19 protein-coding genes are annotated in these 16,770 nt (G+C 32.0%); 6 read left to right on the top strand and 13 right to left on the bottom strand.

Annotated features, from left to right (window positions below; translation table 11 throughout):
- Positions 1 to 27: 27 nt before the first annotated feature.
- Complete coding sequence (gene nusB, locus V6670_RS13990; protein WP_036122758.1) at positions 28 to 411, bottom strand: transcription antitermination factor NusB; 384 nt, start codon at positions 409 to 411, stop codon at positions 28 to 30.
- 241 nt (positions 412 to 652) lie between these two features.
- On the opposite strand from nusB, the gene V6670_RS13995 reads away from it, so the two are divergent.
- The 3 genes from V6670_RS13995 to V6670_RS14005 all read left to right on the top strand — a co-directional run bounded on the left by V6670_RS13995 (position 653) and on the right by V6670_RS14005 (position 3,031).
- A complete protein-coding gene (locus tag V6670_RS13995; RefSeq protein WP_089934537.1) occupies positions 653 to 820 on the top strand; it encodes a DUF2197 domain-containing protein in 168 nt (55 codons plus the stop codon).
- A 13-nt stretch (positions 821 to 833) separates the two neighbouring features.
- Positions 834 to 1,694 carry a MerR family transcriptional regulator gene (locus tag V6670_RS14000; protein ID WP_338651437.1) on the top strand — a complete coding sequence of 287 codons (861 nt, stop codon included), beginning with the start codon at positions 834 to 836 and terminating at the stop codon, positions 1,692 to 1,694.
- 167 nt (positions 1,695 to 1,861) lie between these two features.
- Complete coding sequence (locus V6670_RS14005) at positions 1,862 to 3,031, top strand: MFS transporter (RefSeq protein WP_338651438.1); 1,170 nt, start codon at positions 1,862 to 1,864, stop codon at positions 3,029 to 3,031.
- Positions 3,032 to 3,130: 99 nt separating this feature from the next.
- On the opposite strand, the gene V6670_RS14010 is transcribed toward V6670_RS14005, so the two are convergent.
- The gene (locus V6670_RS14010) at positions 3,131 to 3,541 is read right to left on the bottom strand and encodes an Asp23/Gls24 family envelope stress response protein (RefSeq protein WP_141903599.1); all 411 of its coding nucleotides are present in this window, start codon (positions 3,539 to 3,541) and stop codon (positions 3,131 to 3,133) included.
- Positions 3,542 to 3,666: 125 nt separating this feature from the next.
- Positions 3,667 to 3,993, bottom strand: a complete 327-nt coding sequence (locus tag V6670_RS14015) for a nucleoside triphosphate pyrophosphohydrolase (RefSeq protein WP_338651439.1) — start codon at positions 3,991 to 3,993, stop codon at positions 3,667 to 3,669.
- Positions 3,994 to 4,098: 105 nt separating this feature from the next.
- On the opposite strand from V6670_RS14015, the gene V6670_RS14020 reads away from it, so the two are divergent.
- Positions 4,099 to 4,506 (top strand): hypothetical protein, encoded by a 408-nt coding sequence (locus V6670_RS14020; RefSeq protein WP_338651440.1) that lies wholly within the window; start codon positions 4,099 to 4,101, stop codon positions 4,504 to 4,506.
- A 780-nt stretch (positions 4,507 to 5,286) separates the two neighbouring features.
- On the opposite strand, the gene V6670_RS14025 is transcribed toward V6670_RS14020, so the two are convergent.
- Both V6670_RS14025 and V6670_RS14030 read right to left on the bottom strand, forming a co-directional pair.
- On the bottom strand, positions 5,287 to 5,850 hold the full coding sequence (locus V6670_RS14025; protein ID WP_338651441.1) for a hypothetical protein: 564 nt from the start codon (positions 5,848 to 5,850) through the stop codon (positions 5,287 to 5,289).
- 78 nt (positions 5,851 to 5,928) lie between these two features.
- Complete coding sequence (locus V6670_RS14030) at positions 5,929 to 7,722, bottom strand: hypothetical protein (protein WP_338651442.1); 1,794 nt, start codon at positions 7,720 to 7,722, stop codon at positions 5,929 to 5,931.
- A 488-nt stretch (positions 7,723 to 8,210) separates the two neighbouring features.
- On the opposite strand from V6670_RS14030, the gene V6670_RS14035 reads away from it, so the two are divergent.
- Positions 8,211 to 8,375, top strand: coding sequence for a hypothetical protein (locus V6670_RS14035; RefSeq protein WP_338651443.1), 165 nt, complete (start codon positions 8,211 to 8,213; stop codon positions 8,373 to 8,375).
- Between the two features lie 838 nt (positions 8,376 to 9,213).
- On the opposite strand, the gene V6670_RS14040 is transcribed toward V6670_RS14035, so the two are convergent.
- Positions 9,214 to 10,248, bottom strand: coding sequence for a hypothetical protein (locus tag V6670_RS14040; protein ID WP_338651444.1), 1,035 nt, complete (start codon positions 10,246 to 10,248; stop codon positions 9,214 to 9,216).
- A 1,036-nt stretch (positions 10,249 to 11,284) separates the two neighbouring features.
- On the opposite strand from V6670_RS14040, the gene V6670_RS14045 reads away from it, so the two are divergent.
- On the top strand, positions 11,285 to 11,479 hold the full coding sequence (locus V6670_RS14045) for a YegP family protein (protein ID WP_338651445.1): 195 nt from the start codon (positions 11,285 to 11,287) through the stop codon (positions 11,477 to 11,479).
- A gap of 265 nt (positions 11,480 to 11,744) precedes the next feature.
- Here the strand turns inward: V6670_RS14045 and V6670_RS14050 are convergent, their stop codons facing one another.
- The 7 genes from V6670_RS14050 to accC form a co-directional block, all read right to left on the bottom strand.
- Positions 11,745 to 12,173, bottom strand: coding sequence for a hypothetical protein (locus tag V6670_RS14050; RefSeq protein ID WP_338651446.1), 429 nt, complete (start codon positions 12,171 to 12,173; stop codon positions 11,745 to 11,747).
- A gap of 160 nt (positions 12,174 to 12,333) precedes the next feature.
- Positions 12,334 to 12,675, bottom strand: a complete 342-nt coding sequence (locus tag V6670_RS14055) for a hypothetical protein (RefSeq protein ID WP_338651447.1) — start codon at positions 12,673 to 12,675, stop codon at positions 12,334 to 12,336.
- Positions 12,676 to 13,306: 631 nt separating this feature from the next.
- A complete protein-coding gene (locus V6670_RS14060) occupies positions 13,307 to 14,056 on the bottom strand; it encodes a hypothetical protein (protein WP_338651448.1) in 750 nt (249 codons plus the stop codon).
- A 239-nt stretch (positions 14,057 to 14,295) separates the two neighbouring features.
- The gene (locus V6670_RS14065; RefSeq protein ID WP_141905474.1) at positions 14,296 to 14,664 is read right to left on the bottom strand and encodes a site-specific integrase; all 369 of its coding nucleotides are present in this window, start codon (positions 14,662 to 14,664) and stop codon (positions 14,296 to 14,298) included.
- Positions 14,661 to 14,828: a hypothetical protein gene (locus V6670_RS14070; protein WP_170832571.1), complete on the bottom strand. Its 168-nt coding sequence runs from the start codon at positions 14,826 to 14,828 to the stop codon at positions 14,661 to 14,663. The genes V6670_RS14065 and V6670_RS14070 overlap by 4 nt, the downstream gene beginning before the upstream one ends.
- Before the next feature lie 125 nt (positions 14,829 to 14,953).
- Complete coding sequence (locus V6670_RS14075) at positions 14,954 to 15,349, bottom strand: hypothetical protein (RefSeq protein ID WP_338651449.1); 396 nt, start codon at positions 15,347 to 15,349, stop codon at positions 14,954 to 14,956.
- Positions 15,350 to 15,401: 52 nt separating this feature from the next.
- Positions 15,402 to 16,769, bottom strand: a complete 1,368-nt coding sequence (gene accC / locus V6670_RS14080) for an acetyl-CoA carboxylase biotin carboxylase subunit (protein ID WP_089934541.1) — start codon at positions 16,767 to 16,769, stop codon at positions 15,402 to 15,404.
- Between the last annotated feature and the right edge of the window lies 1 nt (position 16,770).

Here is a 16,770-nt window from a genome sequence, read left to right on the forward strand (position 1 = left end):
CTTCGTTACTCCTTCCAATTCAACACATTATTCTTGTTCTGTAAATTTAGAAAGTACACCATTGACGAATTTAGATGAACTATCTTCGCCAAATGTTTTACATAACTCGATTGCTTCGTTTAGTACTACTCTCTTTGGTGTTTCAGGCATGTATAACAGTTCGTATACAGCTAGGCGTAATACCGTTCTTTCAATTTTGGGTAGACGGGCAAGTGACCACTTTTCAAGATGCTGTTCTAATGTAGCATCAATTTCCTCCAAATGTTCAGCTGTTCCATTCACAATCTTTTCATAGAAGGCATTGGTAGGTTGACCTTTAATATGGCCCATTGCTTCTTCAACTGTTAGATCCGTGTTGTCTAGCTGAAACAAAACTTGCAACGCTTTTTCGCGTGCTTCATGTCGTTTCATGTAAAGCTCTCCTTCTTAAGTGGCATTAAGGTTTATAATAGCATAAAATCGCCCGAGAAACACGATTTCAAGCAAGTTTTCAATAATCTGAAACCTTTTTCAAGGAACTTTTTGCTTCATTTATCCTTTCATTCAATTGGAGCTCTCCTCTAATCAAATATTGTTATTCAAAAATGAAGGTTTCATTTCCATAATGGTATACTAAAGAAGAAAATAAAAAGAATCTTCAGAGGTGTTGACAATGCAATATGAGGCTGTATGCACGAGCTGTAAAAAACCATTTAAATTGATGGAAGGTGAGGAGCAATATAAACAAATGAAGGAACGAAAATCTCGCCTATTTTACTGCGAGGATTGCAAGCATAAAATTCGTTTTGATGCCATTCGGAACTTCTTTAGCTATTACTAGTGGAGGCCATTTTATGAAGGAACATTATTATACCATTGGTGAGGTTGCCAAACTTTCAAATTTATCGATTCAGACGTTACGTTACTATGATCAAATTGATTTATTTAAGCCTGCTTATACTGATCCCTACACCCATTACCGTTATTATAAAGGCAATCAGCTTTTCTATTTAGACATTATCAAATCGCTTAAATATATCGGCGTTACGCTCGAAGATATAAAAAAAGCACTGACACTAACTTCAGAAGAATTGCTTGCTTTTTTAGCACAGCAAGAGCTACGTATAAACGAAAAGATTTCACGTTTAAACGAAGCCAAAAATACGTTACTGAAAACGAAAAAACAATTACAGGAGCAAATTGATATCCCGATTTTTGGTGGGGTCTATATGCAGATAGAAGAAGCTATGCCCGTTCTGCAAGTGACAACAACTGAATTAACACCAACATCGAGCACGAGTACATATTATGCAACATTAACTAAAATCATCGAAAAGGAAGGCAGTGTCTTAAATAGTCGATATGGTTGTACATATCCTCTTGTGCCCTATAAAGAGGTCAATGATATTATTTATGATGCTGTCTTCACTCCTCTTTTAACAGAGCGCACATTTTCGAAGCTTTCACCCAATGTACAGCAAACTATCATCCCTGCTGGTAAGTATGTATGCATTGCCTTTATTTATGACCTCGATACTTATTTTTCATTCTATGAAAAATTGAGAAATTACGTGTTGGCACAGCAAGAAATTTTTGAATCACAAGTGTATGAGCTATATATGCCAGCAACTCTAACGATGGAGAAAGAAAAGAAATTTATTGTAGAATTAAAGATTAGGGAAAAACAAGAAACAATGATTTCTGCGAAAAAGTAGCTACGGATTCGTATAACTCCTCATGAAAACTTCCAAACTAATAAAAACTTTTAAAAATTAAAACAAATCTTTTGACCCTATAGTTACTATAGGGTTTATCGTATTACATGGAAATAATCTAGTAGATTTAATACAAATGTATCGTGAACAAATAGAAGGAGTACTTTATGAGCAAGAAACAAAATATAACTTTAGCCATTTTACTGTCTAATCTTTTCATTGCCTTTTTAGGGATTGGCTTAGTCATCCCTGTTTTACCAACGATTATGAATGAGCTCCATATTTCGGGCTCTGTCGTTGGTTATATGGTGGCAGCCTTTGCTATCACACAATTAATCGCATCACCAATTGCTGGTAAGCTTGTCGATAATATTGGCCGCAAAATTATGATTGTTGCAGGTCTTTTTATTTTTGGACTTTCAGAGTTTTTATTCGGCTTTGGTCGTTCAGTTGAAATCCTCTTTGTCTCCCGTATGCTAGGTGGCGTGAGTGCAGCTTTCATTATGCCAGCCGTAACTGCCTATATTGCCGATATTACAACATTGGCACAGCGTCCAAAAGCACTTGGTTATATGAGTGCAGCCATCAGCACAGGGTTTATTATCGGTCCTGGCATCGGTGGTTTTTTAGCTGAATATGGTACACGTATACCATTTTATGCAGCTGGGGTACTTGGTCTGTTCGCGGCTATCCTGTCATTTATGTTTTTAAAAGAACCGACACGTGCTACAGACAATGAAGAATCGGCACCATCTATTGTTGGTAGTGTCAAGCGAGTTTTTAGCCCGCTCTACTTCATTCCATTCATTCTTATTTTCGTTCTGTCATTTGGCCTCGCTGCATTCGAATCGCTATTTAGCTTATTCGTCGATCACAAATTTGCGTTCACACCATCTGATATCGCCATTATCATTACAGGCAGTGGTATTGTAGGTGCCTTGGCTCAATTAATACTATTTGATTGGCTGACAAAGAAAATGGGCGAAATTAATGTTATTCGTTACTCACTAATCCTTTCAGCAGTTTTAACATTCGCCATGACGATAGTGAATCATTATTTTGCCATCTTATTTGTTACATTCTTTATTTTCGTAGGCTTCGATTTAATTCGTCCTGCAGTTACTTCCTATTTATCAAAAATCGCTGGAAATGAACAAGGATTTGTTGGTGGAATGAACTCTATGTTTACAAGTCTTGGTAATATTTTCGGCCCAATCTTAGGTGGTATATTGTTCGATGTGAACCTGAACTATCCATATTATTTTGCCACAATCGTCTTAGTGCTTGGCGTCATTCTTGCATTATTCTGGAGAAAGCCAAAGCATATTGAATTATAAAAATGAACGATACACATCTATACAAATGAATCCTAGAGAATCCTCCTAAAAAAAGATTGCCCTTGCGATGAACAAATCATCGTTGGGCAATCCTTCTTTTTATTCATGCACTACGGTTTCTTCTTTTTCGAAATGAATTCCTGTAATATGCACATTCACTTCTGCTGTTTCTAGTGCTGTCATATTTAAAATAGCTTGTCGTATTTGGGTTTGAACTTCCTTCGCTACCCTAGGAATGGCATATCCATATTTCACAGAGCAAAATACATCAATAGCAATTTCACCCGTTTCCGTTACACCTGATTTAATGCCTTTATTGTGTACTTTTTTACCGAAACGTTCCACGACACCCGTCGCAATATTTCCACGAGTTGCAGCAATGCCTTCAACTTCATTGACAGCAATCCCAGCTACAACTTCGATCACCTCTGCCGCTACCTCAATTTTTCCAAGCTCTTCTTTTCCAGAAGGTGTTGGTTGTACGAAAGATTGTCCTACTTTCTCTGCCATACAAATATCATCCTTTCCCTTACACATCACAAACAAGTGCTGTACTTACGTTCATTATACTATAAAAAGGAAGGTTTGGCTGTCGAAAGCCGTTTTAATTTATCGATAGAATCGTTGAATGGGAATTATTGATCCTCGACATCTATTAGGTAAACCCCATTTTCAAATCCACCACGTATTATTTTCTTATACTCACGAGTCGCATCTAGCTCTTCATAGCTTACACCTAACACTCTTATGGCTGCATGAATAAGCTCAAGTATATCTGCTAACTCCTCCATATTTGCTTGTCTATCTTTTGCGTCATGAAATTCTGATGTTTCTTCTATCATCTTAGCTTTTATTGCCGTCAAGAGCTCATTAGATTCTAGGGTGCGCGCATGATAAAATAAACCCTTTGCTTGAATAATGTCTAAAATCTTATCTCTCACAAGCTTATTGTATACAGGCATCTATTGATTAACTCCTATTCATCCAAAAGTTTTGTACTATCACCAACTTCTATTATATAGTATCATTTCTATAATATAGAAATAGTTTCAGAATAGAGGTGTAGGATGTTACGAAAATGGTTGTTGGGTATTGGGGCGGCTGTCATTATTTTTACAATGCTTATTTTATTATTAGGAAATAGAGCTACTGAAGATACCTTGCTCGCAAAAAATATAATGGAGCAAGCTAATGGTGGCTCAAAAATCGTTTCACTAAATCAATTGACTACTTTTGATTGGGAAAAAGCACAAGTTTATGGACCTTATACAACGAGAGATGCTATTGAAGTAACAATGGACATTCAGTTTAAAGGTAGCACCAGTGGAATAGATGTCCGAGAAGATATTTTTCTACTTGTATTTGCTAAAGAAGGTCATGCTATAAAGACAGCCGTGCTTTACAGAAAAGTTGGAGACTATACAACTAAGGGTGGTATGCTAACACCTGAGAACGACCTTCTATATATTGAATAGCAGTCATTCTAAATTAGTAGGAGCTGCTAAGATGTTCTCTTGTTGTTAATGCTATTTGTTTTATTAAAATTTAATGGAAATATAAAAAACCTCCTAACTAATAAAAGTTAGAAGGTTTTAAAATTGCGAACGCTTACTTCGCTTTTTCTGCTACACCCAATACATCATTCTCTTCAAGGAACTTCGTATTGAATTGTGCTGATTTGAAGACGTCATTGTTCATTAGTGCTTGGTGGAATGGGATGGTTGTTCCTTAAGGCTTCATGAAACATCTTCTAATACTCAGAAACCCTTACAGAGCAAGGATTATACGGATATTTAAGAATAAAATGATTTCAGAACGCAATACTATCACCTTCTATTAAATAGAATAGCATTTTTAAAAGTTGAACGCTAGACGCTATCAGTTCGTTTCGTGAATCACTTCAATTCGTGTGAGTGTATGAGGTCACCTCTATATAGGAATATGCCCTACCTCATTATCGGAAACTACGCCCCCCTTCCATTAGGTCACAACAAACTCCTCAAGCATCCACTGTTTCACCACAGAAAATGAATCAATCTCACTCACAGGAAGGCTCATATATTCCAAAAGCTCCACAGATGCTATGTAAGACTTACCTGAACTACAACTTAATATTGTTATTTTGTCTTACACCAAGACTAATACCAAAATAAAAAACGAGATAAACCCTTAGTTTATCCCGCTTCTCTATAAACTGCGCAAGTTCTTAATCAGCAATGTCTAATTACCTTAAAATTTAATATATTATTAATAATTCAATCATATTTCTCTATTAATGAAATAATAGATATTAAGTATCCACTTATTTTTTCAAACTCTTTAGAGTCTTGTTTAACATCCTCAATACTTTTGATACCATGAAAAAACTTATTTCTCATTCTTTTAGCAATATAAAACAAATAAATAATTTTCGACTGTATCCTTGTCTTATCCATCGATTCTGCGAAAGTTTTAAAATAACCTTTCGCTTTTTGTGTCATTGCATCATTTTGATTAAATACAAGATTCAAAAATACTTCTTTATCTTTATCGTATTTCTGATAAAAATGATTAAATGATTTATTGATATTATCAATTAACCCATTACTTATACTATTATTAGATTTTTTGTCTTCGATAACTAATGAAAATTTATCTGTTTTAATATCTAAACTATTTACCCATGCTTCAAAATCACTAATACGCATATTATCAGACTTGAAAATACTACCTCTAGAATGATTTTCAAATAAACTCCATATAAATGTAAAATTTTTCGCTTCTTCAAGCCCACTATTTTGTGCATTATAAGTTTGTAGTACCCACTCAGTTATACTCATTAAATAACCCACTTCCTACTAATATCTATGATTCATATGAATGTTCTACTATATTAAGGAATGATTTTATCTATATATTTATTTCTGTAATATTTTTTGTATATCTACCTTTTTCAAACCTCTTAATAGAATATTCAATTCTTTTTCATGATAATTTCTTATATTTTCAAATTCTTCTGCAACTTGCTCTAAATCAATATCGGAATATCTACCTCCCGCTACCTCTCTTAAAAGTCTCTCCATTACATTTGGTAATAAAACTACTAAATTTTCATTTATTTTTTTTAATAATTCATCAATGTGTACTTTTACAATTTCTAATTCCGAAGTGTTCTGCAAGAGTATTAATGCTTTTATTTTCTTAACCAATATATGTGGCATATAGATACTATCTAACTTTACCTCTTTATTTTTTAAAAGCTCAAAGTTTTCTTTAGAAGGTTGTATTAAGTCAATAGGGTTTTCAATAGTTGAATAATTAATAAGCGAAGTAATTTCTTCTTCTAAATTAAACTTTATGGCTGTATATCTCTCTACAATTTTTTTAATAGAACTTTCATCAGAAAAAATATATCCGTAACTTTTTAATATACTAATGGCATTAAATATAGATAGCTCATAATAATTAATGTTAATTCCCTCTTTTAGTATCATCAATAATGATTCTTGCATTGGGTTCCCAATAGATTTTAAATAGGGATTTTCACCTCTTCTAAATTCGAAGTTTTCAATATTATCAATAAAAAATTCACCATTAGTCTTATCAAGCCACATCTCTACTAACCTCAAAAATTCTTTAATACAAGCACTAAATTCTATATGATATATTTCATTGAGATAAACGCTTTCTAATGCACTATCTACTTTTAAAGTTTCTTGTATATCTCCAAAGTCTACTACCATTCCTTTTTCACCATCAATTTTCCTTAACAATAAATAACCTTCTTTGTTTGTAGGATTTAAAGATTTCGAATCAAGTAAATAATACTCTGAATTGACTTTAGATGTATGTATAAATAAATTTGGGTGCGTTCTTAAAGAAATAAACTTATTATATTTTTTTATCCATTTAATAATGTTTGCAACAATAATTCCAAGTTCTTTTTTAAAATACATAGAAGATACGAAATCCTTAAATATTAATGTAAGTTCCTCTTCTATTTCTCGAAAATTTTTGTGGACTTGAAAACCAATAAATTCTTTATTCAAAAGTAAATCTTGCATATCAGATTCACTTAAATTTAATAGTTTAGTTATACGATTAAGATTATTCTCTTCGGAATTATAGGCATATACTATATTGGCTAGACTTTTGAGAACAGTAAGTAACTGTGTATCTATCTTAACTTTAAAAAAATCATTAATATCATCATCTAATAATCCACTAAAAAACAATTCTTCGACTGTCGCAGATATTATTTTTGCTAATCCACTTCTAACTTCACTTTTAACACGATTATTTATACTATACGTTATAATCCTTCTAAATTTAATGTCAAACGGTAAGTCCTCTATACTACCATAATCTAGATTAAAAAAGCATAATACATTATTCCATCCAAGAGATTTAGCCGCATATCCTAATTCTAACAATACATTAGGATTAGGTGTTTTTCTTTCTTTGCTATTTGAGTTAATTATTGAAACATCTGCGATAAATAATTTACTAGAATCAATTTTTTTAAATAAAGTATCAACAATACCAGGTGTTCCAATTACTCCCTTTGTATCTCTTTCTATACTCATTTCTAAATGTAAATATTTGGAATTTTCAATATTTCTTATAGCATTTTTTATACACTGTTCTATAAATCCTCTATTCGAAGAATTAGGGAGATTTGATTGCCATGAATAAAATATTGTGTTCTTCAATAAAAAATAACCTCCTCTATTAACTAAAACGTTATACACGTATTAACATTTATCAATCGTTCTATCATTCACTGACAAATAACTCTTATTAATTGTTTCAAGATTCTTATGACCACTCCGCTTTGCTAGGTCTGCTCCCACTTCGTATACAACTGTAATTTGAGTTTTTCGTAATGTGTACGGCATTTGTGAATAGCTTTACGATGAGCTGTGTTGCTCCCCTGATAGCTTCTCACTATAATACATTTCTTTATGTAATTATACCCTCCATTCACATCATCCGTTATCGTAAAGTCGGTTTAAAACAGCTTTAATGACTCGTAGACTGCTTTGTTTCCATACATCTGAAAATCCCCTAAGCTCGCAATCCAACCAAATATAGACTCCAATTTAATGTCATCTACGTATTCAATTTTCATTGCATCTACTAAACATGTTCTATAAAATATGAAATTCCAACTATAGATAATTGGATAAATATTCCAAATATGTTTCCCGTTAGAGAACTACAAACAGGATTACCAAAGATTTTTCCTATATTTGTTGATAGAATAAATGATGAGCTTTGGGAAAAAGTATTGAAAAATATAATTTCTTGGTATTTTGATGCAATGAGTTCTAAATATTTAGAAACTAAAATAGTTGCTTTGTAAATTGCTTTAGAAAATATTGCATGGACATATATAGTGGAGGACTAAGAAATATTGGGTAGACAAGCATTTGATAAATTAAGAATGCTTTTGTATGAGTTTGAGGTATTCCACACATTGAGAGCTTTAAAAATTTGAGTGGTAAATATAATGATGGTGCACACTTATTTACTGAAATTAGAAATGATATTGTACATCCTAAAAAAATAATCGAGAGATGGAGTGGGAAGTTAAATATTATGTTCTGAAATTAGGTATTAAATATTTGGAATTAAGTATTCTAAAACCCAATAATTTATCCATATTTCCAGAAATATAATAATCCCTTCCAAAGTTAAAAGTTAAAAGTTAAAATATCTCCCTTACCAATCAATCCATTCTGTAAAATAATATTGATTTCGTTACTTGAATTTTTAATCCAGTTACTTAAAATGGAAATATTACTTTTTACCTTTCCATCAAAAATAATATTAGGTTATAGTAACCACTTTAGTATAATTTCCCCCTCAATTTCAACAGTTTTGATTGTTCTTGTAATTTATAATCCCTTCATAATTTTTCTTTCTTTATTTACGTTATCCATTGATATTTTCGAAATAAAGGCTGTTTCTGTTAACATAATTATTCCCCCTATTGTCATCCCATTTACAACAAAATATACCAATTTAAATTTTAAATCAAACTCCAATTTCATTTAGAATTGAGTAATAATAAGATTGGAGTTTTCCTATTATACTTGGATAACTTCACTAATAAATAAAATAGTTGCAGTCAAATAGTTTTATTTATTGAAATCCATTTATCAAATAATTTATTTAAATACTAATTCGGCACTTTACATTTAAAGTTCTATTTTAAACTTATCTTTATTAAATATGTATTTATCTCCTTTTATTTCAAAGTCATTTGATAATTTCACAATTTTATTACCATCTTTACTATGAATTGTTATTTGAATCTTATATTTCCCCTCTTCTAATATTTCCTCAATTTCCTCACCCAGGTTTATATTATTTTTTAGGGTTGATTGCTGTTTATTTGAATTAATTCTTGAAATCCCATTTGATTTATTTTCTAATAATGATGATGATTCATAAACTTCAAAAAAACTTCCACTAAAATCTTTTTTATCTATATCGATTTCCTTAATTAAAAACCAATCTTCCTTCTCTTGCATATAAAGATGAATTTTTAAGTTTTCTAATTGTATATTAGTTAATTGTATATCTATTGGGAGCATACTATTGTTTTCAAAATCAACATCAACAGTCTGCCCTTTAGAAAATGATAATACTGAATATGTAAAGAATAGAATAAACAGTAAAAATAGTATGTAGAACCAAAAACTCATATGTGTTTTTCTTAATTTTACTGCATCATAAATTTTTCTACATACTTCGAAAAATTTGTTTCTCATTTTTTTTATAATTAATACTAGTGAACTAATTAATACTAAAAAAATGAGTGTTGAAATCCACCAAAACAGATTAAAAAAATTCATCATTAATTCTATAAATAAAATAAACATAGTTGTAATAACAAATAAAGCTATATTTAAATATAAAATACTAAAAATTTCATTAAAATTTTTATTAGCCTCATTTTTGGCTTCTTCAAAAATAATGTCGTCATTAAAGTCCTTAAAAGTCTTCAATTCTGAAAAAATGTATCTGCTTCCTCCAATAAAAATGGTAACTAGCATTGTTACTAACACTAGAGCAATAATATGTTCAGAGCTAAATAAACTTTTAGTATTGAGATTATTAAAAACAAAAAAAGTAAAATCAAATGATTTTATTAACACGTACCAAATAACACCTAATATAGTTAAAGTAATACCTAACCTTGTTGCTCTATCAATATTACTATTCTGCATACATAACCAACCACCTTTAAAAAATAAAATTAGTTTAATTTAGATTTTATTCATTTAGGAGAGTGATTAAATCTATTACACTCTTCTATTATTTAAATTCACTTTAAATAAACACAAAAGAATATTTATCCAATTCGATCCTATCTCTAGAACTATACTTTATAGTATACTATATGATTTACTATTCTAAGCTTAAAGAACATTATTTTAAAAACACATTAGTAAATAATCCCCATTACATACTCCTTTTATTTTATAAGAGTTTGAATGGCTTGACTTTTCTAATAATACATAAAAATTCTGATTTTTCAATCCTACGGCTTCTCTAATTTCTGTAAATCTTATTGATTCTTTATCTGAATTATTTTCTATATAGTTATACCCAGCTTTCAAATTTTTATTATCGCCTTTAGAAAATTCCTTTTCTTTTATTAACTTTTCAGGTGTCCATTCTAAAATATTACACTTAGGAAATTTTAAACCAATTAATCGAGCAATATTTTATAATTATGAAAAATTAAAATCTCACCATCTACATTTCTAGAATTGTCTCTTTGATTACTTCTTTTAATTTCTTGTGAATAGTCAACTAACAAATGGCTTTATATCAAGGTTTTCAATGTATGCTAATTAGCAAAAGAATACATTTATCGTTAAATGGTACATACTTACGGCTTTATTACATTACAACACAATCAAAATAAGAACTTACATTCCTTATTGGTGTAAATCACTATTTTTTTAGTAATTCATTTAAAACACTCTTCCTTAGTCAATGATTATACATTCTCCTGTATTTTTATTAATTTGATTAGTGGCGATTTAGAATTTGTCGTGTCGCATCTGGTAACAGTTAATCATTCTTGTTACAAATTTATAAGAAATATTTCATAAATTTGAAACTTTCTACATTTTTCATCGTATATAAAAATGAATTTGATTTTTACAATTCAAACTATGAGCAATTAATCATTTTGTTCAGCATAATTGAAGTAACTATTTAATTCAACTTATATATCTAAAGGAGGAATTTACCATGTTTTTTTCAAATACTAACCCAAAATTTGAAATCCTAAGAGCCACAAATAATCAATACTACTTTGTGCTAAAAGCTCCTAATGGTGAGATTATTGCAACAAGTGAAACCTACACAACAAAAGAAAACTGTAAAAATGGTATTAATTCAGTCAAGGTAAATGCACCAAAAGCAACTGTTGTAGACAATTCTTAAGAGAAACATTAATCAATCAAAAGGACTTGTGTGTAGAAGTTATACACAAGTCCTTTTTCACAGTCAACAAGTGTCATGACTTCATCAAAGCCCCCTATAGCGTGACTATAAGCTTCTGACATGACAACAAAAAAAGATAGAGCTGTTTGCTCCACCTTTTAAAAAAATTATCTATTCCAATGAATAAGTAATATCATATACATATCCATTCTTCATTGTTAAAACTACATCATCACCATAAGTCCAAAATTCAGCTTCTACATTTCTATGAGACAGCATCCTTATAATCACCTTGTTTATAATGTTCGTATGCTTTAAGAAACTCTTCTGAAACTGCATTCAACTCCTGCCCTTGCAATAGTTGAATGGAGGTTTTCACCACCTCATTATGAATCAATTGAAAATCAATTCTAATCAATTGATTTTCAACTATTTCATAACCCAAAGAATTTTCTTTTAACTTCCTGTTAATTCTCTTGATTGCTCTTTGCCATTTTTCTTTGAATCTATAATCGTTCATGGCATAATCGTGATGGTAGAACACTAATAAATCGATTACATTGATTGCTGATTTATTATCGGTACTCAAGAGAAAAGACATTACATAATTTACACTAGAATCACTACTTTCATTATATCTTACAGTACAATCAAGATGTAATAATCCCAATTCAAACTTTATTTCACTTACCACAAATTCCTAAAATTAACTACTATCCGTAATGTACCCACGTTTAAATTCATTTACTACCTCACTGATTAGCATAGCAAATTGTGTTCTGAAACTATGTGGAATCTCATCATATTCATATACGTCTTCTCTTAATTCTATAGTGTTCCTTCTTGAAAACAGTTCAAAAACCATCTATGAATCCCTCAATGATGTTTAGTGCTTGATTAAAAATTTCTTGAGCCACTTTAGAGTCACGTAACATGAAGCCTACTACAAGGATTGCTCGTTTGTTAAACATTGTAGCACCACGTTTACCAATGCCATACTCAGTAACATTATAAAGTGACAAGTTGTTACTTTTAAAAACTTCACCAAACTCAGCGAATCTCATTACTTTCACACCGTTTGTTTCAAGTTCCTTACGATTGCGCTGAATAATTTGTCTAACCACTGTTTGGTCAACACCATAGAACTCAGCAACTTGTTTAGTTGTAGCGAGTGCAGTATTAGGTAGTAATGACAAGTTACCTACAGAATCAGTTATATTAGGTCACTACTGTTGTTTCTATCGCTGTTCATTGGCTTCAAAATCAACAATTGTACTTTTTGGCACTATATATTATATAGTGTAAATATCTACATTAGTTAATTTTTAAAAGGTAGTTGCTCCATAGTCACTACTATATCATCCCTTTTGTTGTAATCATCTTTTTGAATGGCTTTGATTACTGTAACTGTTTGCGTAGTAAGTAGTTGCCATTCTATCATCATCTGTCATACCTATCATATAGTAGTCTTGATTGAACTTGAAAGAAATCAAATTGTAACCCTTTAGAGCATTAAGGTATTTAATCATTGTACGTCTTGGTAGACCTGTTTCAATACTTAGTTTCTCGTAAGATACATCATAACCATTTCTAAAAATGTCATGCTTATGCTTCAACCAACTATACAGATAGAAGCCTATTGTGCCTATTTCATCATTTGCCATACAGTACATGAACACATTAAAGTCCACTGAATGTGTATTTGAAACATCAAAGAATGTTCCCTGCGCTTCTTCTTCAACTATCTGATTAGTTTCTACATTGTGCTTTAAAATAGTTCGCTCAAATGCTTTGAGTGGTTTCTATAAGAAGAACATCTTAGGAATCTCAGGTAATATATCTTTTGGATGAGGAACTCAAACTTCTCTTCTTAGTTTCTTCTTTTATTAGAACTTCACATAGTAATTTAAACATCTTTTCTATTTCAAGAATAAAATAATTACAAGCCTCTTCACCTAAAATAAAGCTTTTTCCATTCTCAGATAGACCAATGCTTTTATCAGATAAATCTTCAACAACCTTTATGAGCTTTTTGTCTGATTCACCCATCCAAGTAATATAGCCTCTTTTATGAACAATACAATTCCTTAATTTTCTATAGTTAGAAAAATCATTTTTGAAATTCTTAGGAATCTTATAATTCAAGGCTTTTTCTATAATGTTAAAATACTGAGTAAGTATGGGTAGCTTTCTATTTTCTTTTAATGTCTCTTCTATTTTTAAACGATACTTACAAATTTCAATGAATCTGTAAAGAACATCCTCTAAAAGACTGTATATACTTATAAATACAGAATTATTTAGTAAATATGGATACCTAATATCAATTCGGTGTGCATACTCATAATCATTCGACAATAAAAAATTAAATGCATCTAAATCTCTTTCAAGCATTTCATTCTTAATTTTCTCTACACTTAATTTCATATCGTCTAAATAGTATGTAAAATCTTGTAGTTCCAACCCAATTAGTCTGTAATACAAATCTAATGGTTTATGGATATCATATACCCTTGTAGCAATCACTCCATTTGCATCTTTTGCATCAATACCAAATCTAGTATATATTTCGTCCATAAAGTATCCTCCTAAAATAATCTAAATTGTTCAATTCACTAATTGACTTCATCTTACCTTGAAGACATAGTAAGAACAATGGCATGTTGCTAAAATGACTGCCTACATCATAGAAACAAACTGAATCTAAGACATAGACAGCAATTAAAAATTATAGACCCTCTCAAATCCTTTGTTACATCTTCAACATCTATAAAGTTAAACAACCTTGATTAGATTACATGATTAACCTAGTAAGGCTACAAGTAATCCCTCAGCCCCTTCAATACATCGTCAGAGCTTATGCCTAGATAACGAGTTGTAGTTGATAGGCTTTTATGCGAAAGTGCCTTACTAATTAAAACAACATCTGCCCCCTTCTTCCTTAAGTTAGTTGCATACAACCTTCTAATAGCATGAGCGCTGATATTGTTTAACTTGTACTTCTTAGCATAGTAAGAAAGCCTTTTAGTAATTGCACATGGCTTTGTTTCAACATCTAGAGAATCATCAAACTTACTTAAAAACACAACTTCATTTCGTTTCTTATAATGTTTACGAATAATATTATTTTGAGTTATCAAACGTTTCAAATACAGTGCTAATTCCTCATCGAAAGGCAATTTCAATACATCACATCCTGGTTCTTCATAATGTCACCTGTCAGTAGCGATGAGTTAGTCTTAAAGTTAATATGTTTCTCTTCTAGCTGTATTAACGTATTCATTCGAATGCCCGTCTTGTATATAGTCAGTATAGCTACCGCATCACGAAACTGAATGAAATTCGTCATATCAAGTAATGACAATAAAATTGACAATTGCTTCTCGTCAGCAGGAAGTTTAATCTTGGTATCAACACGTATACGAATGTCTTTCCAAAAGTTTCTCTCTATACATCCGTTATCGTAAAGCCGATTTAAAACAGCTTTAATGACACGTAGACGGCTTTGTTTCGATACATCTGAAATATCCCTAAGCTCGCAAGCCAACCAAATATAGACTCCAATTTAATGTCATCTACATATTCAATTTTCATTGCATCTACTAAACGTTTAAAAGTATAAATATATTCACTGATCGTCGCTTTACGAACGCCCGACAGACGCATCTGCTCTTTCACAATTAACAAAGCACTATTAATTTCCACACCTTTCTTACCCTCGTGTAATTCGGCTACATCAATCATTAGCTTTGGTGGAGTAATCAGTATCGTATCTTTCTCTTTAAACGTACCCTCAAAACTTGGTAGCTGTATAGCTTCTGTTACATCTTCTAAATCAAAAATCCCTGTACGCTGACCTTTTTTAGCCAAATAAAAAACCTCCTAACTAATAAAAGTTAGAAGGTTTTAAAATTGCGAACGCTTACTTCGCTTTTTCTGCTACACCCAATACATCATTCTCTTCAAGGAACTTCGTATTGAATTGTGCTGATTTGAAGACATCATTGTTCATGAGTGCTTGGTGGAATGGGATGGTTGTATTGATCCCAGGACCAGATACTTCGAATTCACTTAGCGCGCGGTTCATTTTCGCAATCGCTTCTTCACGTGTATCCGCATGAACAATGAGTTTTGCTACCATTGAATCATAATATGGTGGGATTGTATAGCCTGCATAGACAGCAGAATCAATACGTACACCATAGCCGCCTGGCGTTACATACGTATCTACCGTTCCTGCTGATGGCATGAAGTTTTTATAGGCATTTTCTGCGTTAATACGGCATTCAATAGCCCAACCATTTAATTGAATATCGTCTTGTGTGAATGGAAGCTTCTCACCAGATGCGATTTTTAATTGTTGTTGTACAAGATCTACACCAGAAATCATTTCTGTAACTGGGTGCTCCACTTGAATACGAGTATTCATTTCCATGAAGTAGAACTTGTCTTCTTGATAATCATAAATGAATTCGATTGTACCGGCACCTTCGTAGTTACATGCTTGTGCCGCTTTTACTGCCGCAGCACCCATTTCAGCACGACGCTCAGAAGATAGTGCTGGAGATGGAGCTTCCTCGACTAGTTTCTGCATACGACGTTGAACTGTACAGTCACGTTCGCCTAAATGCACTACATTGCCATAGCCATCTGCTAAAACTTGGATTTCACAGTGACGGAAGTACTCGATGAATTTCTCTAAATATACGCCAGGGTTGCCGAATGCAGCAGCTGCCTCTTTTTGCGTAATATCAATACCTTTTACAAGGTCTTCTTCTGTACGAGCTACACGGATTCCTTTACCACCACCACCAGCAGTTGCTTTAATGATGACAGGATAACCAATTTGAGCAGCCCATTCTTTACCTGTTTCGATATCTGGCACAATACCAGTGCCAGGAACAAGTGGAACGCCTGCTGCTTCCATTGTTGTACGTGCAACGTCCTTGATACCCATAATTTTAATTGAATCAGAGGATGGACCGATAAATTTAATGCCAGCGTTTTCACAAGCTTCAGCAAAATCAGCATTTTCCGATACGAAGCCATATCCTGGATGGATACCATCTGCACCTGTTTTTTCAGCTACACTAAGCAGCGCTGGGAAGCTAAGATAAGAATCTTTTGATAGCTTTGGTCCGATGCAATAAGCTTCATCTGCTAATTTCACATGTAATGCGTCCGCATCTGCTTCAGAGTAGACAGCAACCGATTGAATGCCTAACTCTTTACAAGCACGAATAATACGCACAGCGATTTCGCCGCGGTTTGCAATTAAAACTTTTTTCATT

The organism is Lysinibacillus sp. Y5S-8 (genome assembly GCF_036894365.1).
Taxonomy (GTDB): Bacteria; Bacillota; Bacilli; order Bacillales_A; family Planococcaceae; genus Lysinibacillus; species Lysinibacillus fusiformis_D.

Bases quoted from the DNA above. Each gene is read 5' to 3' on its own strand.
- nusB (WP_036122758.1), bottom strand. From the start codon at position 411: ATGAAACGACATGAAGCACGCGAAAAAGCGTTGCAAGTTTTGTTTCAG.
- V6670_RS13995 (WP_089934537.1), top strand. From the start codon at position 653: ATGCAATATGAGGCTGTATGCACGAGCTGTAAAAAACCATTTAAATTG.
- V6670_RS14000 (WP_338651437.1), top strand. From the start codon at position 834: ATGAAGGAACATTATTATACCATTGGTGAGGTTGCCAAACTTTCAAAT.
- V6670_RS14005 (WP_338651438.1), top strand. From the start codon at position 1,862: ATGAGCAAGAAACAAAATATAACTTTAGCCATTTTACTGTCTAATCTT.
- V6670_RS14010 (WP_141903599.1), bottom strand. From the start codon at position 3,541: ATGGCAGAGAAAGTAGGACAATCTTTCGTACAACCAACACCTTCTGGA.
- V6670_RS14015 (WP_338651439.1), bottom strand. From the start codon at position 3,993: ATGCCTGTATACAATAAGCTTGTGAGAGATAAGATTTTAGACATTATT.
- V6670_RS14020 (WP_338651440.1), top strand. From the start codon at position 4,099: ATGTTACGAAAATGGTTGTTGGGTATTGGGGCGGCTGTCATTATTTTT.
- V6670_RS14025 (WP_338651441.1), bottom strand. From the start codon at position 5,850: ATGAGTATAACTGAGTGGGTACTACAAACTTATAATGCACAAAATAGT.
- V6670_RS14035 (WP_338651443.1), top strand. From the start codon at position 8,211: ATGTTTCCCGTTAGAGAACTACAAACAGGATTACCAAAGATTTTTCCT.
- V6670_RS14040 (WP_338651444.1), bottom strand. From the start codon at position 10,248: ATGCAGAATAGTAATATTGATAGAGCAACAAGGTTAGGTATTACTTTA.
- V6670_RS14045 (WP_338651445.1), top strand. From the start codon at position 11,285: ATGTTTTTTTCAAATACTAACCCAAAATTTGAAATCCTAAGAGCCACA.
- V6670_RS14060 (WP_338651448.1), bottom strand. From the start codon at position 14,056: ATGGACGAAATATATACTAGATTTGGTATTGATGCAAAAGATGCAAAT.
- V6670_RS14070 (WP_170832571.1), bottom strand. From the start codon at position 14,828: ATGACGAATTTCATTCAGTTTCGTGATGCGGTAGCTATACTGACTATA.
- accC (WP_089934541.1), bottom strand. From the start codon at position 16,769: ATGAAAAAAGTTTTAATTGCAAACCGCGGCGAAATCGCTGTGCGTATT.